Origin of the sequence: Granulicella aggregans (genome assembly GCF_025685565.1) — a bacterium.
Taxonomy (GTDB): Bacteria; Acidobacteriota; Terriglobia; order Terriglobales; family Acidobacteriaceae; genus Edaphobacter; species Edaphobacter aggregans_B.
This window is the reverse complement of the sequence record NZ_JAGSYE010000001.1, coordinates 1,697,203-1,717,148: the sequence shown is the minus strand read 5'-3', so window position 1 is coordinate 1,717,148 and position 19,946 is coordinate 1,697,203. Positions and strand designations below refer to the sequence as shown.

Annotated in this window: 22 protein-coding genes; 14 read left to right on the top strand and 8 right to left on the bottom strand. The window is 61.4% G+C overall.

Annotated features, from left to right (window positions below; translation table 11 throughout):
* The first annotated feature begins 31 nt into the window (after positions 1-31).
* Both fdhF and OHL18_RS06825 read left to right on the top strand, forming a co-directional pair.
* Positions 32-3,046: a formate dehydrogenase subunit alpha gene (gene fdhF / locus OHL18_RS06830; RefSeq protein WP_263374065.1), complete on the top strand. Its 3,015-nt coding sequence runs from the start codon at positions 32-34 to the stop codon at positions 3,044-3,046.
* Between the two features lie 20 nt (positions 3,047-3,066).
* Positions 3,067-3,522, top strand: coding sequence for a DUF1641 domain-containing protein (locus tag OHL18_RS06825; RefSeq protein ID WP_263374064.1), 456 nt, complete (start codon positions 3,067-3,069; stop codon positions 3,520-3,522).
* Here OHL18_RS06825 and OHL18_RS06820 read toward each other — a convergent pair.
* Complete coding sequence (locus tag OHL18_RS06820) at positions 3,514-4,224, bottom strand: ROK family protein (protein ID WP_263374063.1); 711 nt, start codon at positions 4,222-4,224, stop codon at positions 3,514-3,516. The genes OHL18_RS06825 and OHL18_RS06820 overlap by 9 nt on opposite strands.
* Before the next feature lie 82 nt (positions 4,225-4,306).
* Here OHL18_RS06820 and OHL18_RS06815 point away from each other — a divergent pair, with 82 nt between their 5' ends.
* Together OHL18_RS06815 and OHL18_RS06810 are read left to right on the top strand one after the other, a co-directional pair.
* A complete protein-coding gene (locus tag OHL18_RS06815; RefSeq protein WP_263374062.1) occupies positions 4,307-4,690 on the top strand; it encodes a DUF6979 family protein in 384 nt (127 codons plus the stop codon).
* Between the two features lie 329 nt (positions 4,691-5,019).
* The gene (locus OHL18_RS06810; RefSeq protein WP_263374061.1) at positions 5,020-6,312 is read left to right on the top strand and encodes a TPR domain-containing glycosyltransferase; all 1,293 of its coding nucleotides are present in this window, start codon (positions 5,020-5,022) and stop codon (positions 6,310-6,312) included.
* A gap of 82 nt (positions 6,313-6,394) precedes the next feature.
* Here OHL18_RS06810 and OHL18_RS06805 read toward each other — a convergent pair whose 3' ends face one another.
* The 3 genes from OHL18_RS06805 to OHL18_RS06795 form a co-directional block, all read right to left on the bottom strand.
* Positions 6,395-6,808 (bottom strand): VOC family protein, encoded by a 414-nt coding sequence (locus OHL18_RS06805; RefSeq protein WP_263374060.1) that lies wholly within the window; start codon positions 6,806-6,808, stop codon positions 6,395-6,397.
* A 48-nt stretch (positions 6,809-6,856) separates the two neighbouring features.
* A complete protein-coding gene (kdsA, locus tag OHL18_RS06800) occupies positions 6,857-7,693 on the bottom strand; it encodes a 3-deoxy-8-phosphooctulonate synthase (RefSeq protein WP_263374059.1) in 837 nt (278 codons plus the stop codon).
* A 227-nt stretch (positions 7,694-7,920) separates the two neighbouring features.
* On the bottom strand, positions 7,921-8,958 hold the full coding sequence (locus tag OHL18_RS06795) for a M23 family metallopeptidase (protein WP_317890468.1): 1,038 nt from the start codon (positions 8,956-8,958) through the stop codon (positions 7,921-7,923).
* Between the two features lie 314 nt (positions 8,959-9,272).
* Between OHL18_RS06795 and thiL the strand changes: the two genes are divergently transcribed.
* The 3 genes from thiL to OHL18_RS06780 are packed head-to-tail and all read left to right on the top strand — an operon-like array spanning position 9,273 to position 12,047.
* Positions 9,273-10,253, top strand: a complete 981-nt coding sequence (gene thiL, locus OHL18_RS06790) for a thiamine-phosphate kinase (RefSeq protein ID WP_263374058.1) — start codon at positions 9,273-9,275, stop codon at positions 10,251-10,253.
* A 37-nt stretch (positions 10,254-10,290) separates the two neighbouring features.
* On the top strand, positions 10,291-11,424 hold the full coding sequence (locus tag OHL18_RS06785) for a cystathionine gamma-lyase (RefSeq protein WP_263374057.1): 1,134 nt from the start codon (positions 10,291-10,293) through the stop codon (positions 11,422-11,424).
* Positions 11,421-12,047, top strand: coding sequence for a hypothetical protein (locus tag OHL18_RS06780; protein WP_263374056.1), 627 nt, complete (start codon positions 11,421-11,423; stop codon positions 12,045-12,047). Before OHL18_RS06785 ends, OHL18_RS06780 begins: the two co-directional genes overlap by 4 nt.
* Here OHL18_RS06780 and rsmD read toward each other — a convergent pair.
* The gene (rsmD, locus tag OHL18_RS06775; RefSeq protein WP_263374055.1) at positions 12,008-12,649 is read right to left on the bottom strand and encodes a 16S rRNA (guanine(966)-N(2))-methyltransferase RsmD; all 642 of its coding nucleotides are present in this window, start codon (positions 12,647-12,649) and stop codon (positions 12,008-12,010) included. The genes OHL18_RS06780 and rsmD overlap by 40 nt on opposite strands.
* A 56-nt stretch (positions 12,650-12,705) precedes the next feature.
* On the opposite strand from rsmD, the gene OHL18_RS06770 reads away from it, so the two are divergent.
* A complete protein-coding gene (locus OHL18_RS06770; protein ID WP_263374054.1) occupies positions 12,706-13,794 on the top strand; it encodes a CBS domain-containing protein in 1,089 nt (362 codons plus the stop codon).
* A gap of 35 nt (positions 13,795-13,829) precedes the next feature.
* A complete protein-coding gene (gene rsmI / locus OHL18_RS06765) occupies positions 13,830-14,708 on the top strand; it encodes a 16S rRNA (cytidine(1402)-2'-O)-methyltransferase (protein WP_263374606.1) in 879 nt (292 codons plus the stop codon).
* A 7-nt stretch (positions 14,709-14,715) separates the two neighbouring features.
* On the opposite strand, the gene OHL18_RS06760 is transcribed toward rsmI, so the two are convergent.
* Positions 14,716-15,138, bottom strand: a complete 423-nt coding sequence (locus OHL18_RS06760) for a hypothetical protein (RefSeq protein WP_263374053.1) — start codon at positions 15,136-15,138, stop codon at positions 14,716-14,718.
* 190 nt (positions 15,139-15,328) lie between these two features.
* Between OHL18_RS06760 and OHL18_RS06755 the strand changes: the two genes are divergently transcribed.
* The 5 genes from OHL18_RS06755 (at position 15,329) to OHL18_RS06735 (ending at position 18,616) form a co-directional block, all read left to right on the top strand.
* The gene (locus tag OHL18_RS06755) at positions 15,329-16,285 is read left to right on the top strand and encodes a PLP-dependent cysteine synthase family protein (protein WP_263374052.1); all 957 of its coding nucleotides are present in this window, start codon (positions 15,329-15,331) and stop codon (positions 16,283-16,285) included.
* On the top strand, positions 16,282-16,758 hold the full coding sequence (locus OHL18_RS06750) for a M67 family metallopeptidase (RefSeq protein ID WP_263374051.1): 477 nt from the start codon (positions 16,282-16,284) through the stop codon (positions 16,756-16,758). The genes OHL18_RS06755 and OHL18_RS06750 overlap by 4 nt, the downstream gene beginning before the upstream one ends.
* A complete protein-coding gene (locus OHL18_RS06745) occupies positions 16,755-17,063 on the top strand; it encodes a MoaD/ThiS family protein (RefSeq protein WP_263374050.1) in 309 nt (102 codons plus the stop codon). The genes OHL18_RS06750 and OHL18_RS06745 overlap by 4 nt, the downstream gene beginning before the upstream one ends.
* A gap of 111 nt (positions 17,064-17,174) precedes the next feature.
* Complete coding sequence (gene moeB / locus OHL18_RS06740) at positions 17,175-18,404, top strand: molybdopterin-synthase adenylyltransferase MoeB (protein WP_263374049.1); 1,230 nt, start codon at positions 17,175-17,177, stop codon at positions 18,402-18,404.
* Positions 18,365-18,616, top strand: a complete 252-nt coding sequence (locus tag OHL18_RS06735) for a hypothetical protein (RefSeq protein ID WP_263374626.1) — start codon at positions 18,365-18,367, stop codon at positions 18,614-18,616. Before moeB ends, OHL18_RS06735 begins: the two co-directional genes overlap by 40 nt.
* A 134-nt stretch (positions 18,617-18,750) precedes the next feature.
* Here the strand turns inward: OHL18_RS06735 and OHL18_RS06730 are convergent, their stop codons facing one another.
* Positions 18,751-19,686 carry a 3-oxoacyl-ACP synthase III family protein gene (locus tag OHL18_RS06730; RefSeq protein WP_263374048.1) on the bottom strand — a complete coding sequence of 312 codons (936 nt, stop codon included), beginning with the start codon at positions 19,684-19,686 and terminating at the stop codon, positions 18,751-18,753.
* Positions 19,687-19,695: 9 nt separating this feature from the next.
* Entirely contained in the window at positions 19,696-19,932 is a 237-nt protein-coding gene (locus tag OHL18_RS06725) for an acyl carrier protein (RefSeq protein WP_263374047.1), read from the bottom strand.
* Between the last annotated feature and the right edge of the window lie 14 nt (positions 19,933-19,946).

Here is a 19,946-nt window from a genome sequence, read left to right as displayed (position 1 = left end):
TAACCTTTGGTTCTGAAGGGCTGGAGATTTTATGATGCGCCTGCTGAATACCCCACTGCCTACCGAGACCGACACGCAACTGAATCTGAACGGCAAGTCTGTACCTGCCCGTACCGGCGAGCTTCTGGTAGAGGCGCTCAATCGCGCGGCGGGCGAGCACGGCAAGAAGGTTCCGCAGGTCTGCTACCTGCCGCAGATGGGCCCTATTCAAAGCTGCGACACGTGCATGGTCAGCGTGAACGGGGCTTTAGTGAGAGCTTGCGCCACGCCCGTAACGGGGCAGATGAACGTCTCGACCGAAGGCGAGCTGGTGGACATCGCGCAGCGCGAGGCGTTCGACCGCATCCTGAAGAACCACATGCTCTACTGCACGGTCTGCGACAACAACAACCAGAACTGCACCGTGCACAACACGACTGCGGAGCTGGATGTAAAGCACCAGTCGCGGCCGTACACGCCGAAGCCTTATGAGAAGGACATGTCGAACCCTTTCTACCGCTACGATCCCGACCAGTGCATTTTGTGCGGGCGTTGTGTGGAGGCCTGCCAGACAGTGCAGGTGAACGAGACGCTGACTATCGACTGGGCCTCGGACAATCCGCGCGTTCTGTGGGATGGTGGAACGCAGATCGAAGGTTCGAGTTGCGTCTCCTGCGGACACTGCGTGACCGTATGCCCGTGCAATGCGCTGATGGAGAAGTCGATGCTCGGCCATGCGGGATACCTGACAAATCTCCCCGACGAAGCGCTGCACGACATGATCGATGTGGTCAAAGGAGTTGAACCGCCTATCGGATATGGCCCGATCCTCGCTCTCTCCGAGATGGAGTCCGAGATGCGCAAAGAGCGCGTGAAACGGACGAAGACGGTCTGCACCTACTGCGCCGTTGGATGCAGCTTTGAGGTGTGGACGCGCGACCGGCACATCCTGAAGATTGAGCCGACGCATGGCCCGGCGAACGGCATCTCGACGTGCGTGAAGGGCAAGTTTGCGTGGGGGCACATTAACTCGGACGACCGGCTGGTGCATCCTCTGCTGCGCGATGGCGACCACTTCCGCGAGATCACCTGGGATGAAGCGCTCGACGTGATCGAGACGAAGTTCAAGCAGGTGAAGCGCGACCATGGGCCGGATGCGCTGGCGTTCATCTCTTCGTCGAAGACGACCAACGAAGAGAGCTACCTCATGCAGAAGCTGGCGCGGGCAGTGATCGGAACGAACAACGTCGACAACTGCGCACGCTACTGTCAGAACCCGGCGACGATGGGATTGCAGCGTACGGTGGGTTATGGCGGCGACTCGGGATCGATCTCGGATATTGAGACGGCGGGCCTTGTCTTTATCGTCGGCGCGAACCCGGCGGAGAACCATCCCGTGCTGGCCACGCGCATCAAGCGGTCGCATAAGTTCCGCGGGCAGCGGCTGATCGTCGCCGACATTCGCAGGCATGAGATGGCGGAGCGGGCAGACATCTTCTTCCGGCCGAATCCATCGACCGACTCGGTGTGGATGAACGGCGTGGCGAAGTACATCCTCGACCACAAGCTGCATAAGCCGGAGTTCATTGCGAAGTGGGTGAACCACTTCGACGAGTTCGCCAAGTCGCTGGAGCCGTACACGCTGGAGTACACGGAGAAAGTCACCGGCGTGCCCCAGGCGACCCTGATTACGGTGGCCAATGAAGTCGCTGCTGCGGACGGCGTCTGCATTCTCTTTGCGATGGGTGTGACCCAGCACTGCGGCGGGTCCGACACGGCCACGGCGCTCTCGAACCTGCTGCTGCTGACGGGCAACTACATGCGGCCTGGGGCCGGGGCGTATCCTCTGCGCGGGCATAACAATGTGCAGGGATGCAGCGACTTCGGATCGATGCCTAATGTCTACTCGGGCTATCAGAAGGTGGATGACGAAGAAGTTCGTGCGAAGTTCGAAGCAGGATGGGGAGTGACGCTACCGACATCGACGGGCAAGGACAACCACCAGATGATCGACGCGATCCTCGATGGGTCGTTGAAGGCGATGTACATCAAGGGCGAGGACACGGTCACGTCCGACTCGAACGCCGGTTATGTAGCAAGCGCGCTGGCGCAGCTCGAATTCTTCGTAGTGCAGGACATCAACTTCTCCGAGACCTGCCGCTACGCGGACCTGGTGCTGCCCGCGGCTACTTCGCTCGAAAAGGATGGTACCTTCACCAACACCGAACGCCGCATCCAGCGCATCTACAAGGCGCTTGAACCGCTTGGCGAATCGAAGCCGGACTGGGAGATCATTCAACTCATCGCCAACCGCATGGGCGGCAACTGGAAGTACACGCATCCGTCGCAGATCATGGCCGAGGCTGCCTCGCTGACTCCGCTGTTTGCGGGCGTGAGCTACGAGCGGCTGGAAGGCTTCAACAGCCTGCAGTGGCCGGTCCATGCCGATGGAACGGACACACCCCTCCTGTTTACCGATAAGTTCAACTTCCCCGATGGCAAGGCGCGGTTCTTCCCGGTCACGTGGATCGAGCCCTCGGAAGAGGTAAGTTCTACTTATGACCTTCACCTGAACAATGGGCGTCTTCTGGAGCACTTTGAGCAGGGTTCTATGACGCGGCGCACGGCTGGCATTCACGAGATCACGCCCAACAGCTTCGTCGAGGTTTCGCCGGAGCTTGCGGAGGAGCGCGGCATCACCAGCGGACGGCATGTCCAGCTAGTCTCTCCTTATGGACGGGTACGCGTGCAGGTCCTGGTGTCGGACCGAGTGCAGGGCAAACAGCTTTATATGTCGCTGAACTCGGTCGATGAGCCGGTGAATAAACTGACCAGCAGCCACACCGATCGCCAGACGCATACACCGGCGTTCAAGGAGACATCGGTCTCGATGACGGTATTGCCCGAACAAGGCGAGAATCCGCTGCCGCGCAAGAACTTCCGCTACGGCACGCGGACACCGACGATGGGCGTCGAGATTGAACGCAAGTGGGCGCGCGCCGACTACCACATACCGGGATCGAAGCCAGCGGACAAGCTGGTACAGATCGCTTCGACACACGTTTAGGAAGAGTTCAGGAGTCTCCGATGGCCGCACCACTTACGTTCAAGCCGCATCCGGTGGATCATAAGAAGGAGTTGCAGAAGCGCCTCGAAGCCGCTCCGGTTGAGCATGGAGAGGCACTGCTGGTGCTGTGGGACCTGCTCCAGACGGCGCATGACCAGGGCATTCTCGATCTGCTCGATGGCATGGTGTCGGCGAAGGACACGATTGCCATCACGATCGCGAAGTATGCGAAGACGCCCGAAGGCATCGCGGCGATACGCAATCTACTGGCGACGGTGAAGCTGTTGGGGCAGCTCGATCCAGAGGTGCTGGACAGCCTGAGCGGGGTGCTGACAACCGCGACTCAAGAGCACCAGGCAGAGCGCCAGCCACCTTCACTGTGGCAGCTCTTCCGGCGTTCCACCAGTGCGGACAGCCGGCGCGGGCTTTCGTTTATGACCTTGCTACTCCAGGGACTCGGGCGCTCACTAAAGTAGCTTGAGTGGCTGCGCCTTCTGCCTGAGTTTCTTCTTCGCGGCAGAGAGCTTTACGCCATCCCAGGCGGCGATGCCGCCGTCAATGGCGTTGCTGTTCGCGCCAAGGATGACGTGCTGAGGAAGTTCCTTCATCAGCTTCGCGTTGCCACCGCCGAGGAGAACGTAGTCGCATACCATGGCTGCCTGGAGCCGCGCAACGATGTCGAGCACTGACTTGCGCCAGCGCTTTTTGCCGCGGCGTTCGAGACCGGCTACGCCGATGTATTGCTCATAGGTGAGGCCCTTCTTGTAGGGCAGGTGCGCAAGTTCGAGCGAGATGACCTTGCCATCGATGATAAGCGCAGAGCCCAGGCCGGTACCGGTGCCGAGGAAGAGCATGCGACCACCCTTATATCCGCCCAGCGCCTGCATGGCCGCATCGTTCATAAAGATGTACGGCTTCCTGAAGGCCTCGGCATAGTCGAAGTCGATCCAGCCCGGAGCGAGGTTATGCGGCTCCATGGTGGGGGCGTCGTCCTTCACCGGCCCGGGATAGCCGATGCTAATGCAGTCGTAGTTCCAGTTGCGGGTGGCGGCCAGAACGTCGTCGACCATGATCTTGGCGGTGAGGTGCGGGCCCGATGGGATCTTGATAGGGACCTTGTTCTCTGTGGATGCAACCTTGATGTTTGTGCCGCCAATGTCGATGACCAGAACGTTCATGACCACCAGAATACAGGGCTTTGGTGCGGGATGTGGATGGAGTGCCTACAATTGAACTGACAGTAGAAGATTGAGGAATCGAATGGCCAATAAGTTCGGCGAAGCGGCGTTGATCGCAGCGCGCCTTGAAGTTCCAGCGCAGGTGACCGCGGCACAACGTTGGGACACGGCAGTGCGGCAGTTGTATCCGGACAAGCCTTACATGCAGAAGAAGAGCGCGCCGAAGTCCGCCTTTCTTGGGCTATGCGAAGCGGGTCTGGTGGCGGGTGTTGCGGCTGGCGAAACCAGTGCTGCAAATAGGAACAAGGGGTACGCGGTGAAGGCGGTTGAGTTGCTGCGGGCAGGAACGCACAAGACGATTCCCGCGCTGTGGACTGCGGTGGCGGAAGGCGATGAAGCGCCGCACGCGGCACAGTTGGACGTCGTGATGGCGCTTTGGAAGAACGGGTTGATCGTTACGGCTTAGGCGTTTGATCTGGCTGCTGGTCGGCGGGCAGGGCGCCGAGGAGGAAGCAGGCTTCGGAAGCTGTTTAATCACTTCGAGGTTTTCTGGTTCACGGCTTGAGAACGCGAAAACAGGCAAAAACAAAGGCGAGATGCGGGGGTCTCTCCACTACGCCACGCGATAAAGCTCTGCGTGGCTTCGGCCGAGATGACGGATTCTTAAATCTGTTCTTAGACTTCGCTTCCCGATAGCACTTTGGTAGAAGATACAGCTGCCTTCGAAGGTCAATATGCTCGTGAGATAGACGCCGCTCTTCCCCTGGCCTTTCCATGCCGACACTTGAGCTTTCGATGATCGTGAAGAACGGCGCGGCCAGCATCGCCCGCTGCCTTGCGAGCGTGCATGGCATCGCTGATCGCATCACGATCGGCGACACCGGCTCAACGGATGACACGCTGCAAATTGCCCGCTCGTTTGGGGCAAATATCGTCTCAGTGCCCTGGCAGGATGACTTCGCCGCCGCCCGCAATGCCGTTCTCGAACACGCTACCTGCGACTGGATACTCTTTCTCGACGCTGACGAGATGCTCGACCCGGCAGCGGCTACAAAGATCATGTCGCTGATCGCCGACCCCAGTGTCTTTGGCTACGATGTGACGACCTGGAACTACGTCCTGGACGCTGGCTTCCGCGCAAGCGGCGAGCAAGCCAGAGCAAACCCGGCCCTGACGCCGGAGACCGCTGACTATCCCGCCTACTTTCCATCCAGCAACACTCGTCTCTTTCGCCGCGACCCCCGGATCTACTTTGAGCACTGCGTCCACGAGACCGTCGCCGATCGCATCGATACGCTCCATCTCCCTCGCCGGACAGCCGACTTCGTGATTCATCACTTCGGATACGTCGAAGACGCAGCGGTATGCCGCTCGCAGAAGGAAAATCTGTACTACAGCCTTGCGCTCAAGAAGGTCCTCGAATCCCCGAATAGCTTCGAAGCTATCTTGGGGGCGGGCATAGCGGAGCTCGATCATGCCAAACAAGCTGCGAACGCTCTCCCATACTTCGAAAAAGCTGTCGCTCTCAGTCCCTGCCACCCCGGTGGATGGGTCTATGCCGGCATCTGCCTGACCCGTCTCGGTCGCTACGATGAAGCACTCAAGCACATTCATCGCGCGATCAACCTGGAGCCTGCGAACGTGCTCGCGAACAGCACCCTGGGAGACATTTATCTTCAGATTGCTGATGGCAAAAACGCTCGCGCAGCTTACGAACGCGCCATCCAACTCGGCGACGTGTCCCCGCTCTCACAGGCCAAGCTAGGAGCGGCGGAGGTGAACCTTGGCCATGGCGAATCCGGGATGGCCCGACTGGATGCTGCCCTTCGTCAGAGCCCCGGCAACGCCGAACTCTACGATATCTACGCGACGGCAGCCTTTCTTGCGGGCAGGCCTGCCGACGCTTGCGAGGCCGCCAACCAGCGGCTTTCCATGAAAGGCGTAACCGCTTTTCACTTTTTCCTGGCCGCCACACTACACGTGCATGCCCACATGCGCCAGGAGGCCGAGGCAATTCTTCATGCCGGTATACGGCGATTCCCAGAGGACGCCGAGATTCGGAAGATGATGACTTCGCTCAGCGCTTAGGTGATTGATTGGCGAGCAGGCTGCCCAGATTGAGCGGGCGGGTGAACATGGTGGGCTCGCCGTTCGGCAGCCTCGGCCAGTCTTAAAAGGGGCGGTCGCGATAGAGCTCCACTCCATTGCCGTCGGGGTCGCGGAGATAGAGGGCTTCGCTGACGCCGTGGTCGGAGGCACCATCGAGCGCTATGCCCGCATCGATCAGACGCTGCAGCGCGTTGCCAAGTGTAGCGCGATCCGGGTAGAGGATCGCAAGGTGATAGAGGCCGGTCGTTCCAGGCGGGGGAGGCGGGCCGCCGGCGCTCTCCCAGGTGTTGAGGCCGATGTGATGGTGGTAGTCGCCCGCCGCGATGAAGGCGGCGCCGTCGCCGAAACGATGCTTCACCTCAAAGCCCAGGACGTCGCGGTAGAAGGCGAGTGAGCGGTCGATATTCGCGACTTTCAGATGGACGTGGCCGATGCGGGTGCCGGGATGGATAGGAGGAGTTGCGGACGTGCTCATGGAGATTCGATGAGCACGCTCGGCTATAGGTTCATGCTGTCGTCGGGCTTAGGCGATTGCGGCGTGGATGGCGAGAAGCTGCTCCAGCAGCGGCTTGAGGTTGTCGAGCTTGAGCGCGTTGGCTCCGTCGGACTTGGCCTCTGCCGGATTGTTGTGGACCTCGAGGAAGATGCCGTCGATGCCAGCGGCGACGGCAGCGCGCGCAAGGACGGGGATGAACTCCGGCTGGCCACCGCTCACGCCGTTTCCCGCGGAGGGTGTCTGCACGGAGTGGGTGCCATCGAAGACAACCGGAGCGAAGCCGCGCATGATGGGCAGCGAGCGCATGTCGACGACGAGGTTGTTGTAGCCGAAGCTGGCACCGCGTTCGGTCAGAAAGACCTTGTCATTGCCGGAGTCGCGGAGCTTTTGCACGGCGTGCTTCATGTCATTGGGAGCGACGAACTGGCCCTTCTTCACGTTCACGGGCCGCCCGGTCTTTGCGGCGGCGATGAGGAGATCGGTTTGGCGGCAGAGGAAGGCGGGAATCTGGAGGACGATCTCGGAGTCGCCGAGGGCGTCCGAGACACGGGCGCAGTCGTCCGGGGTGTGAACGTCGGTCAGGACGGGAACGCCGGTCGTCTTGGCGATGGCGCGCAAGATGCGGCAGCCCTCGATCAGGCCGGGGCCGCGGAAGCTGTGGATGCTGGTGCGGTTCGCCTTGTCGTAGCTGGCCTTGAAGATGTAGGGGATCTTCAGGTCGTCGGTGATGCGCTGGATGGCGTCGGCCAGCATACGGGCGTGGGGCTCGGACTCGAGGACGCAAGGGCCAGCGATAAGGAACAGATTGCCGTCGCCGACCGAGACTTTGTTTGCAGGGGTGGAGACTTCGAAGGTGTGGCTCACAACTTTATTGGAACATATTGGTGGGGCAGAGATTGCGTGGTCGCCGTACACGCCGGGTTGCCGCGTCAAGGGATGAAGAAATGCGGGGGTCTCTCCACTCCGCTTCGCTCCGGTCGAGATGACGGGTCTATAGGTTCGACGAGAGACAAGGTTCGAAGAGAGGCACCTATCCCGGATACCGAACTACGGAGCCGTTGGTCGCTATAAAGCGCACACGCCAATTGGCCCTAGTTGCCAGCTGGGGGCAGGCTTCCGACTTCAGCCATCGTCTCGCGCAGATACTTGTGCGGATTGACTGGAGTGTTGCGGATGCGGACCTCGTAGTGCAGGTTGTTGCCGGTGACGCGGCCGCTGTGGCCGACGTAGCCGATCACCTGACCACGGACGACGGTCTCGCCGGGCATGGCGGCGAAGGCGGACAGGTGGCCGTAGCAGGTCTCCAAGCCGTGGCCGTGGTCGATGATGACTTCGCGACCATAGCCGTTGACCATGCCCGCGAGTTTGACGGTGCCGTCAGCGGTGGCGCGGACCGGGGTGCCACTCGGAGCGGAGATATCGAGGCCCTTGTGGAACTCACCGTCGCCGTTGCCGAGGACGGGGTCTTCACGCTGGCCGAAGCTGGAGCTGATGGGGCCCATCACCGGCCAGAGCGACGGGATGCCGCCTGGGGAGTCGAAGGAGTCGCCAACGATGCCGGAGTCGGGGTCGCCGAGCAGCGAGATGTGGCCGAAGGTGCTTCCGGTAAGTTCGCGAGCAGCGCTGCCGCTCATGGCAGAGGTGCGCAAGGCGTAGAAGGTATCGAGCGACTTGAAGTAGCTCTCGTCGGTCAAAGAGGAATCTGAAGCAGCGGCAGCGAGCGGCGCAGTGGCGACGAGATTCGCCGCAGTGTTGCCGGCGGACTTGCCGGCCCGTCCGCCGAGGTGGACCTGGGAGAGCTTGCTTGCGGTAAATCCATACAGAGCAGAGACTTCCGTCGCCAGCGATCCCAGCGATGCAGTCTGAACTTCCTTCTGATGCAGCGCCTCGGTTAGATGGGCGTTATCAGCACGCGCGAGGTCGCGGTCCTTCCGCACCTGGTTGAAGTACGACATCTTGACCAGCATCCGGGAGTACGATCCTGCCAGACCCGTCACCGTGAACAGGCCGATCACCGCCGCCGCCACGAAGATATAGGCATAGTGCATCGGAACGGGAACTTTGGTGACCGCCCCTTTATCGTCCGTACTGACAAACAGGATGTAGTGGCGCTTCTTCAACAGATTCAAACGACGACCTGCGCCCGGATTTGGCCGCTCCACAAGGGAAGAAAAGCGAAACGGCGCGAAGAGAGACGAAGCTCCGGGGATGAACGATCGTGCGCGGGGAAATCGAATTTCGCATTTCTCATTCGCATTCGGTCATTTGCCACTGCGGATACTCGAATCTCTTGTGAGCCTTCTAATCGTACTAGCTGCGCCACGGCGAGGCAACTCCCGGTGAGCACATTGACCCGTCCGGGCATACCTCCCAAGTGGTATAAGCCTCATTGCGAAGCAGAGATTCTGAATCGATTTATGCTGAAGCCTGCGATGGCGAGATCATGAGAAATCCTCCCGGCGAAATAAATGAGCTTGCCCTGGTCGACACCATCAAGGCGGCTTCAGGCCACCGTTCCATGGGGCGAGTCCAGGTAGGTATTGGAGATGACTGCGCGGTCATCCGTCCTCCCGCCGGTCACGAGATCGTTGTCACGACCGACTTCTGCCTGGAAGGGCGTCACTTTCGCCGCGACTGGCATACGCCGGAGTCTGCCGGCCACCGCTGTCTCGCTCGCGGTCTTAGCGATTTGGCAGCGATGGGAGCTAAGCCGGTCGCAGCGTTCCTCTCGCTTGCGCTGCCTCGCGGCACAGACCGGAGCTGGGTGGACGGATTCTTTCGCGGGCTGCGAGCGCTGGCGGACGCAGTGGATGTCCCGCTCGCAGGAGGAGATACCGCGGCCTCACCCGGAGAACACATCCTCGCCGACATCGTTCTCGTGGGGTCTGTTCCGGCAGGAAAGGCGCTGCTGCGATCGACCGCTACGGCGGGCGACCTGATCTACGTCACCGGGCATCTGGGAGGTTCGGCGGCGGATCTGAAGGAACTTGCAAACGCTCCGGGAGAGATAAGGAAGTCTGGCGAACACCCTCAGCTATTCCCTGCTCCTCGACTTGCCGTGGGCCAGGCCCTGTTACGGCGCAAGCTGGCGACCTCCTGCATCGACGTCAGCGACGGGCTTTCCAGCGATCTCAAGCATCTTTGTGACGCGTCGCATCTCTCCGCCGAGCTCATGCTTACCGCCCTGCCGATCCATCCTCTTGCCTCAGGCAGTCTCGATCTTGCGCTGAACGGCGGAGAAGACTACGAACTTCTCTTCTCCGCCAAGCCAACGACGCGGATTCCGGCGTCGATCGGAGGCGTCCGGATTACTCGCATCGGCACCTTCACGGCGAGAAAGCCCCGGGCGGCGATCACGACGATCGACGAAAGCGGAAAGAGACGCAAGCTCGCGGTGGGCGGCTGGGAGCATCGCTTCGGCTGATCCGGCCCTCACAGAGAACAGATTTAGACTTGAACTTATGCGTGACGCCACTCGAATTATTCGGTCGACCCTGACCCCTGTCGCCACCGGCGAACCCATCCATCACGGTCCCGTCTTTGCCGCTCCGTTCCACACTCCGGGCGATCCGGAGGAAGGCGCTTACACCTACGCTCGTGACCACAATCCGACCTGGACCGCGGTCGAAGACGCACTTGCCGGATTGGAGTCGGGCGAAGGCTACACCGCGAAGGCGCTGGTCTACGGCTCGGGAATGGCGGCGATCTCGGCCGTCTTCAGCGCAGTCCTGAAGCCGGGAGACGTCGCCGTGCTTCCGTCTGACTGCTACTTCGGCGCGCGCGCTCTGCTGCAGGATATCTTCATTCCACTCGGGGTGGAGATGCGGCTGGCTCCGACTGCCGGGGACGCCCAGGCGGCGCTTCTCGAAGGCGCGAGGCTGCTCTGGATCGAGTCGCCCAGCAATCCGACGATGGATGTCTGCGATATCGCGGCACTCTCAAAGGCGGCTCACGAGGCCGGTGCGCTGGTGGGCGTCGATAACACGACGGCGACGCCACTCGGCCAGTCGCCGCTGGCGCTGGGCGCGGACTTCTCCGTCTCCTCGGACACCAAGATGATCGGCGGCCACGGCGACCTGCTGGCCGGACACGTCGCGGTTCGCGAAGGCGCGACGGACGCCGCCGGGATGAATCTCTACGATCGGCTGGCGAAGGTAAGGACGCGATCCGGAGCGATCCTGGGCCCCATGGAGGCATGGCTCCTGCTCCGCTCGATCGCGTCGTTACCCTTGAGACTGGAGCGGTCCTGCGAGAACGCGTTGGCACTCGCAGAGTTTCTCGGCACGCGCCGCGAAGTCTCCGCCGTCATGTACCCCGGTCTGCCCACCGCGGCGGGTCACGCTATAGCACGCCGCCAGATGCGGTCGTTCGGGCCGGTGCTCAGCTTCGTGTTGAAAGATAAGGCCAAGGCGGACGACTTCCTCTCCCGAGCGGAGTTGATCACCGACGCGACCAGCTTCGGCGCGATCCACACGACTGCCGAGCGCCGCAAGCGCTGGGGACATGACAACATCCCGGACGGCCTCATCCGGCTGAGTGCCGGGTGCGAGGCGATCGAAGACCTCATCGACGACATCGCCCAGGCGCTGGCTTGAACACGGAAGAGCAGGCGCGGAGATCGTTCGAGGTGTGGCCACCAAAATGGCGGTCGCAGGTGCTGAAGGAAGCGCCGATGATCGCTCCCGCGCGGCAGTTCACGTACCCGCTGCAGATCGCGGGCGAGGAGGACGCGCTAGCCCGCGGGGCGCTCCAGTTGCTGATGTATCCCGCTGCGGGAGGAACGTTTCTCGCGACCTGCGCGCTCGGTTTTACCAGTTCATCGGTGCCGACGGGACTCTTCGCCTGCCCGAATCCTGACGAGTTCTGCGCAGTCGCCGGGGGATACGCCTATCTCGTCAACAGCCTGCAGCCTGAGCGATGCACGCTGCTTGCGATGAAGCCCGTCGCCGCAGTCTGCGTGGCGGCGGAGGAGAGCCTGCTGCTCTTTGCGGGCTTCCATAAGATCCTGGCGTGGGGACGGGAGGGTCTAGCATGGGAGACGGAGAGACTGAGCTGGGAGGGAGTTCAACTAGGCGAGATTGAGGGCCATACTCTACACGGCTCCGGATGGAACATGCCGACGGACAAGGAGATCGCCTTTACCGTCGATCTCCGCACCGGCAAGCATACGGGCGGCGGTTACGAGTCGCCCGGCGTCGGCGGCGCGGCAATTCGGTAGAAGCTCAGGGACGCGTCGCCCTGCTTATGGCGGCGATACTGCTCCAAGCCTCCGAAGCGATCAGGAAGGGTGGCCTTGCTGTTGTGCTCTGCCACGACGATCGCCTCCGGCGCTAGCAACTGGCGGCCACGAACGCTGCCAAAGAAGCTGAGTGTGCCTTCATACTCCGCATCAGCCTCATAAGGCGGATCGAGAAAGACAACGTCTAGCGGCTTGCCAGCCTTCGCGAGACGCTGCAGGAGCGCTCCCGTTCCCCGGTCTTCGATCGTGAAGCCCCGCGCTATCTTCAGGGCAGCGAAGTTCGCCTGGATCGCAGCGAGCGCCGGAGCCGCGTTCTCCGCGAACCAGACGTGCGCTGCCCCGCGGCTGATCGCCTCGATGCCGACAGCGCCAGTTCCGGCGTAGAGGTCGGCGAAGTGGCAGCCCTCGATCTTCGGGGCAAGGATGTTGAAGAGCGTCTCGCGAAGGCGGTCGCTGGTGGGCCGGGTTGCGCTCCCGCGCGGCGAGACCAGCAGCCTGGAGCGATACGTTCCTGCGATGACGCGCATCTTGACAGTGTAGACGCACACCGGAACGGAATTCGTCCGGCTGAATGCGGGCATACAATCGAAGGATGCGGACGTGGTCGTTTCCCGTTGGAAGATATCTCGGAGTGGAGGTGCGCTTTCATGCGTTCTTCCTGCTCCTGCTGGGAACGTCGATCACCTTTGCCACGGCAACCGGGAGTTCAAGCGCGCGCGGCTTCACTCTCTGGTTGATGTTGCTCTTCGCAGTGGTGATACGCGAGATCGCGCGAGCCATCGCCGCTGCTTCCTTTGGCCTTGAACTTCGCAGCATCCTTCTGCTGCCTACTGGCGGACTCCCGACTTACGCGACGCAGGATGACACCGCGCGGGCAGCGAAACCGGCCATCGAGAAGCGCATGGCCGTCGTCGGCCCGCTGGCAAACATCGCGACCGGCCTGATCCTCTTCGGTGTGATGGCAGGAATCTCGCCGGGGCTGGGTCTGCTCGACCGCCCCTGGGTTACCCCGGACGCGCTTCTCCGCTCGTTCGCCTGGACGCAGGTTCTGCTGGGCGCAATCAACTTCCTTCCCGTCGCGCCGCTCGACGGCGGGCGGGTCCTGCGTGGCGGATTTTCGAGTGCCGGCGGTGGGGTCGCCAGCGCACAGCAGGCGATCAAGTTCGGCCAGTACCTGGCCATCGGCATGGTCATCATGGGCATCGTGCTGGTGAACCTGGTGTTGATGCTGATCGGCATCTTTGTTCTGGTCGCAGCGCATCTTGAGGACCAGGGCGTGCTGCTGCAGACCAAGGTGGACAGCGTTCGCATGAAGGACGTCATGCTGACCGAGTTCACGACGCTGTCTGCGTCGGCGACGCTGGAAGATGCGCTGGAACAGGCGATCCACTCGCTACAGGACGTCTTTCCGGTCGTGCGTGCAGGCAATCTCGTCGGAGCGGTCTCTCGGCAGGGCATCTTCGAGGCGCTGCAGACGGACGGCAACGGCTACGTACAGGGCGTGATGACGCGCAGCTTCCACACCGCCCAACCCAACGACTCCCTGCTGAAGACGCTGCAGCGAATCACTACAGGCGTCGGTGCCCAGTTGGTGCCGGTGGTCGAAGGTGAGCGCGTCATCGGCATCATCACGCCGCAGAACCTCTCGCAGTCCATGAGCATCCTGAACCAGTCGAAGAAGCTGCAGGAGCGCAACGCCCGCGCCAGCCAGCAGGACCAGGACTGATCGAAGTGGACGAGGCACAGCACACTGAGGCTGAAATAGAAGAGCCCGTTCTTCAGCGTAAGGCGGGGCCGCTCGCTCCTGGGCTGTATCTCGTCGCGACGCCCATCGGCAACCTGGAAGACATCACGCTACGGGCACTCCGTGTGCTGCGTGAGGCCGACCGCATCGCCTGCGAGGACACCCGGCAGACGCAGAAGCTGCTGAACCACTTCGGCATCAAGACTCCGACCGTCAGCTACCACATGCACAACGAAGACTCTAGGGCGGAAGAGCTTACGGCGGAGCTGAAGGCCGGTGCGCGGATCGCTGTCGTGAGCGACGCCGGAACTCCCGGCATCGCCGATCCGGGCAGCCAGATCGCAAGCGCAGCAATCGCCGCCGGGGTTCCCGTCTTCCCCATCCCTGGAGCGAACGCGGCGCTTTCAGCGCTGATTGCGAGCGGCCTGGGCACGGAGCGATTTGCCTTCCGCGGCTTTTTGCCGTCGAAGGCGGGAGCGCGGAAGACGGTTCTGGAAGAGCTGCCACGGGATGGGTCAACGCAGATCTTCTACGAGACGCCGCACCGGATTCTGGAGGCGCTGGCGGATATTGAGGCGGTCTTCGGAGGGTCAGAGCGGGTCGTACTGGCACGCGAAGTGACCAAGCTGCATGAGGAGTTTCTGCGAGGTACGGTGGCGGAGGTCCGCGCAGAACTGGCGGGGCGAGCGAGCGTTCGCGGAGAGATGGTGTTGATGCTGGCCCCCGTCGCGGCTTCAGACGTAGTCGCGGGAAGCATCGCGGACGAAGTGGCAGCCCTCATCAAAGCCGAAGGTCTAAGCGAGATGGCGGCGCTGAAGCGAGCGGCCAAAACGCGCGGACTCGGGAAGAGCGAGGCCTACCGAGAACTCCAGCGCGAGCAGAACCGCCGAAAGTAACGGTCTACTACTCCCGGCCCTTGACCCGGTCGTAGTGATAGCTATCGCTCGTAGTCCCAAGCGACTGGTTGTAAAGCGTAGCCGACCCGGTCGCCTCGTTCAGCTCCTCAGTAAAGGTATGCAGCGCGCGGAGATGGTCGGCGGTCGCCGGAATCTCGATCTTGCTGGACTTGAAGAACTTCTGGTAGCCCTTGTCGACCAGCCGTGAGATCTCTCCGCCAAGCAGCCAGCCTGGGCGCGCCAGCACCAGCACCGTGCCATCAGAACCAGAAGGAGCTTCGGCGATCTCCGCCGCGCAGCCATATTTGCTGACTTTAAAACCGGCCGGGGTGCGGCGTGAACCGTCCTGGGCTGGTGCAACATCGAATCGTTGACCGCCCAGAAGCGAGAGGACGTCGTTGAAGCTGCGCTGCGTGGTCTTTTTTGCCATGGGTTTTCGATAAGCTAGACTCAATAACTGTCGCATAGATCGATTTCAGGTTCAACGTGGGTCGGCATTTCGAGTCTCGAGACGGTTTGAGAAAAAGGACGAAATGCGGGGGTCTCTCCACTACGCCATGCGATCAAATCGCATGGCTCCGGTCGAGATGACGGGTTTTGAGAGGGTTTCAAGGATTTCGATGAGTGCAACAGTAGTCAGAACATCAACCGCGCTTGGCACTAGCGTCCTCGACAGGGTCGGGAAGACGCCGTTGGTGCGCCTTGACGGACTTAGCCCCCGGTTGGCAGGCGTGCAGATCCTCGGCAAGGCCGAGTGGGCGAATCCTGGCGGATCGGTGAAGGACCGCGCTGCTTCGATGATTATTGCCGACGCTCAGGCCAGGGGACTGATCAGCAAAGAGCGCGGTCTGCTTGACGCTACCAGTGGCAATACCGGCATCGCCTACGCGATGTTCGGGGCGGCGCTGGGCTTCCCGGTCACGCTTTGCGTGCCTTCGAACGTCTCGCCCGAGCGCAAGAGGATTCTGAAGGCCTACGGCGCGAACGTCGTCTGGACGAATGCCGCAGACGGCTCCGACGGAGCGATCCGCAAGGCCCGGGAGTTGGTCGCCGCTGAGCCCGATCGTTATTTTTACGCCGACCAGTACTCGAACGACAACAACTGGAAGGCCCACTACTTCACCACAGCCGAAGAGATCTGGGAGCAGACCAATGGACGCGTAACCCACTTCGTCGCCGGTCTGGGAACCAGCGGGACCTTCATGGGCACCACGCGGAGGTTGCGGGAGCTGAACCCGGCAATCCGGTGCATCTCCATGCAGCCGAACTCGCCGTTCAATGGCCTCGAGGGGCTGAAGCACATGGCGACGGCGATCGTGCCGAAGATCTACGATCCGAAGCTCGCAGACGAGAACATCGAGATGGGCACAGAGATCGCCTACAAGATGGCAAAGTACCTGGGACGTCATCTCGGCCTGCTGATTGGCGTCTCTTCCGCGGCCAACGTCGCTGCGGCGGTCGAGATTGCGGAACAGGAAGCCGCCGCAGGACGCGAGGCGGTCGTCGTGACGATCCTCTGCGACTCGGCGGACAAGTATCTCAGCGAACGTTTCTGGGAGGAGGGCGAACCGGCATGATCCATATCTCTGAAGAAGACTTTCGAGCCCTGCGCGCCCATGGCGAAGAGACCTATCCGCATGAGTGTTGCGGCGTGCTCCTCGGCAAAAACGAGCCCGGAGTGGGCAACCGCGTAAGCCTGATCGTTCGCGCGGGCAATACGCGTACAGACTCCGCACACAACCGGTACAACATCGCGCCGCAGGAGCTGGTGAAGATCCAGCGCCAGGCGCGCGGGCTGGGCTTCGATATCGTCGGCTTTTATCACTCGCACCCCGATCATCCGGCACAATGGTCACAGACGGACTTTGCCGAAGCGCACTGGATGGGCTGCAGCTACATCATCACCAGCGTCGAAAAGGGCAAGGCGGTGCTGACGAACTCGTTCCTGCTTACCGGAACGAGCGAAGAGAACAAGGCATTTCAAGACGAGGACGTTGTTGTCGAGACGCCTCAACAAGAGTTGATCAGCAAGGAAAGAGGAGAAGCATGAAGATTCACATCCCTACGCCGCTCCGCAATTACACCGGCGGCAAGGAGACGGTCGAGGTCGGCGGCGCAACCGTTGCAGCGACGCTCGATCAGCTCGCCACCAATTACCCGGAACTGCGCAATCACCTGTTCACCGCCGAAGGCAAGCTGCGTTCGTTCGTGAACGTCTACCTGAACGACGACGACGTTCGCTACCTTCCCAACAAGGAAGAGACGGTTGCGGCTGAGAACGACGAACTGACGATCATCCCCTCAATCGCCGGAGGCTCGCCCTCCATTGCTGGCGGTTGTTGTTGTAATTTGTAACCATTCCTGGCCACTTCTTTTGAAGGTCCGCGCCGGTCGAGTGTATCTGTAACTTTTCCCATTACAATTTCATAACTTCCGCGCTGAACGCGGAGAAGAAGGACAAGCACCATGCCAGTTCTTACTGAAGAACTCACCACTACAGAACTTCCGAAGCTCTCGAACGACGAGATCGCCCGCTACTCGCGCCATCTGATCCTGCCCGAAGTCGGCATGGAGGGCCAGCAGAAGCTAAAGGCGGCGAAGGTGCTGTGCGTGGGTACCGGCGGCCTCGGCGCGCCGCTCGCGCTCTATCTTGCGGCAGCAGGCGTCGGCACCATCGGGCTTGTTGATTTTGATACGGTCGACGCCAGCAACCTGCAGCGCCAGGTGATCCACTCGACCGCGACGGTCGGCAAGCTGAAGGTCGACTCCGCCGAGATCATGCTCAAGGGACTCAACCCGCACCTGAACGTGGTGAAGTACAACACCATGCTGACCAGCGCGAATGCACTCGAGATCTTCAAGGACTTCGACGTCATCGCCGACGGAACGGACAACTTCCAGACCCGCTACCTGGTCAACGACGCCTGCGTGCTGACGGGCAAGCCCAACGCTTACGGGTCGATCTTCCGCTTCGAGGGCCAGGCCAGCGTATTCGGCACGGAAGAGGGCCCATGCTACCGCTGTTTGTATCCCGAACCGCCGCCGCCCGGACTTGTTCCCTCCTGCGCCGAGGGTGGCGTGCTCGGCATTCTGCCCGGGCTCGTCGGCATCATCCAGGCGACGGAGGTCATCAAGCTGATCCTGAAGATCGGCGACCCGCTGATCGGACGACTGCTGCTCGTGGACGCACTTGGCATGACCTTCCGCACGCTGAAGCTGCGCAAGAACCCCGACTGCCCGGTGTGCGGCACGCACCCGACGGTCACCGAGCTGATCGACTACGACCAGTTCTGTGGCGTGCCCAAACCGACCGAGGTTGGTCCGCTCGAAGTGGCGCAGAACCAGGCGGTGGGCGATCTTCCAGTCGTCGACGGCATTCCGCAGATCTCGGTCGAAGCGTTCAAGCGAAAGCTCGATGCGAAGGAAGATATCTTCGTGCTCGACGTGCGCGAGCCGCATGAGTATCCGATTGCGAACCTTGGTGCGCCGTTGATCCCGGTTGGCTCGCTTGAAGGCCGTGTCGCGGAGCTTGCGTCGGTGAAAGACAAGGAGATCATCGTCCATTGCCGGTCAGGAGCGCGCAGCCAGAAGGCGGCGGTGATCTTGAAGAACGCAGGCTTCACGAATGTCTCGAATCTGACGGGCGGGATTTTGGCGTGGGCGGAGAAGATCGATCCGACGATGCCGAAGTACTGACCGTTTCGAGCAACAAAGAAAGCGCCATGCGGCCATCACCGCATGGCGCTTTTCTTTTGAGCTTGTTGAAAAGCCAGAAACAAAGCGAAAGCCGCACCCCAGCGGCCAAAGCCGCATTGCAAATAATCGTTTACGGCACAGCTGAAGCCGTGCCCCTAAGCAAGACCGAGGATCTCAACAAGCTCCTATGGCGGTCTGAAAACTTGAAGTAGCAGTTTCCGAAACCAAGCCGAGAGCAAAAAAGACAAAGACTAGATACGGGGGTCTCTCCACTGCGCCGCGCGATGGTGCCGCGCGGCTCCGGTCGAGATGACGATTTTTGTGAGGCTTAGCCTTGGAGCTCGATCTACCTTGATACGGGTGTGGCCAGGACAGCGCCGTAAGTAAGTCCTGCGCCAAACGCGGCAAGCACGATGGGCGCGGAGACTTCGGGCGTCCGCTCACGCCACTCGGCGGCAGCGATCAGCATGGAGGCCGAAGATGTGTTGCCGTAGCGTTGGATGTTGGTGAACAGGCGATCTGGCAGTAGCTTCAACGTCTTCGCCACGCGGTCGAGCAGGTTCAGATTCGCCTGATGAATCAGTACTGCAGCCAGCTCTTCGGCGGCGATCCCTGCCTTCGCGAGGACTTCCGAGATGACAGATGGGAGCTTCTGGCTGGCCTGGCGGATGACCGCCATTCCATCCATCGAGAACTGCCCGTCGCGGACGACAATGGCTCCGGCGCGCTCTCCGTCCGTGTGTAGCGCGACGGCTTCGATGCGGGCAAAACCAGTATCTTCGTGGCCCACCAGGCAAGCGCCCGCGCCGTCGCCGAAGAGGATGGCGTTGTTCTTTCCTTCGGGCGTGCGCAGGATTCGGCGCGACATCACCTCGGTGGCTACAACGAGCACGTTGCCGAAGCGTGCGGCAAGAGACTCTGCAAGAACAAGCGCGGAGATAGAGCCAGCACTTGCAATCGGGACGTCGATGGCCGGCGTGTCGCCTAGGCCGAGACGTGCCGCGATGGCGCTGGCCGGGCCGGGACAGAAGACATCCGGCGAGCCGCTTGAGACAAGCACAATGCCGATAGAGCCCGCTTCTGCGCCAGCGTTCTTCAGGCAATCGAGCGCGGCTTCGACGCCGAGGTCCACGAGGCTCTGGGAGTCGCACGCATAGCGCCGCTCCTCGATACCGCAGGAGCTGAGAATCCACGCGGGCTCAACCTCGAGGGCTGCCGCAAGCTCGTCGTTCGAGACGACCCGCTCGGGAAGATATTTGCCAAAGGCTCGAAGGTAGCTCATGGGAGAAGACTACTTCGCTCGCGACGAGATGTAGGCGTCGATGCGTTCGATGGTGTCGAACTTTCGCGGCGTCAAATCCGAGTCGGGAATCTGGACGCCAAAGTTGGTCTCTAGCTGGCTCGCGAGATCGACCAGCGTGAAGGAGTCGAGCAGGCCGGCATCGAAGAGACTCTCGTCCGGAGCGGGGGTGGTTGTCGACGCGGATACGGCCTGAATGGATTTGATAATGAGGGAGCGGTCTGCCATCTTCGTCCAGCCCT

Excerpts from the sequence above, each read along its gene's own strand:
- fdhF (WP_263374065.1), top strand. The coding sequence starts at position 32 with ATGATGCGCCTGCTGAATACCCCACTGCCTACCGAGACCGACACGCAA.
- OHL18_RS06825 (WP_263374064.1), top strand. The coding sequence starts at position 3,067 with ATGGCCGCACCACTTACGTTCAAGCCGCATCCGGTGGATCATAAGAAG.
- OHL18_RS06820 (WP_263374063.1), bottom strand. The coding sequence starts at position 4,224 with ATGAACGTTCTGGTCATCGACATTGGCGGCACAAACATCAAGGTTGCA.
- OHL18_RS06815 (WP_263374062.1), top strand. The coding sequence starts at position 4,307 with ATGGCCAATAAGTTCGGCGAAGCGGCGTTGATCGCAGCGCGCCTTGAA.
- OHL18_RS06810 (WP_263374061.1), top strand. The coding sequence starts at position 5,020 with ATGATCGTGAAGAACGGCGCGGCCAGCATCGCCCGCTGCCTTGCGAGC.
- OHL18_RS06805 (WP_263374060.1), bottom strand. The coding sequence starts at position 6,808 with ATGAGCACGTCCGCAACTCCTCCTATCCATCCCGGCACCCGCATCGGC.
- thiL (WP_263374058.1), top strand. The coding sequence starts at position 9,273 with ATGAGAAATCCTCCCGGCGAAATAAATGAGCTTGCCCTGGTCGACACC.
- OHL18_RS06785 (WP_263374057.1), top strand. The coding sequence starts at position 10,291 with ATGCGTGACGCCACTCGAATTATTCGGTCGACCCTGACCCCTGTCGCC.
- rsmD (WP_263374055.1), bottom strand. The coding sequence starts at position 12,649 with ATGCCCGCATTCAGCCGGACGAATTCCGTTCCGGTGTGCGTCTACACT.
- OHL18_RS06760 (WP_263374053.1), bottom strand. The coding sequence starts at position 15,138 with ATGGCAAAAAAGACCACGCAGCGCAGCTTCAACGACGTCCTCTCGCTT.
- OHL18_RS06755 (WP_263374052.1), top strand. The coding sequence starts at position 15,329 with ATGAGTGCAACAGTAGTCAGAACATCAACCGCGCTTGGCACTAGCGTC.
- OHL18_RS06750 (WP_263374051.1), top strand. The coding sequence starts at position 16,282 with ATGATCCATATCTCTGAAGAAGACTTTCGAGCCCTGCGCGCCCATGGC.
- OHL18_RS06745 (WP_263374050.1), top strand. The coding sequence starts at position 16,755 with ATGAAGATTCACATCCCTACGCCGCTCCGCAATTACACCGGCGGCAAG.
- moeB (WP_263374049.1), top strand. The coding sequence starts at position 17,175 with ATGCCAGTTCTTACTGAAGAACTCACCACTACAGAACTTCCGAAGCTC.
- OHL18_RS06730 (WP_263374048.1), bottom strand. The coding sequence starts at position 19,686 with ATGAGCTACCTTCGAGCCTTTGGCAAATATCTTCCCGAGCGGGTCGTC.
- OHL18_RS06725 (WP_263374047.1), bottom strand. The coding sequence starts at position 19,932 with ATGGCAGACCGCTCCCTCATTATCAAATCCATTCAGGCCGTATCCGCG.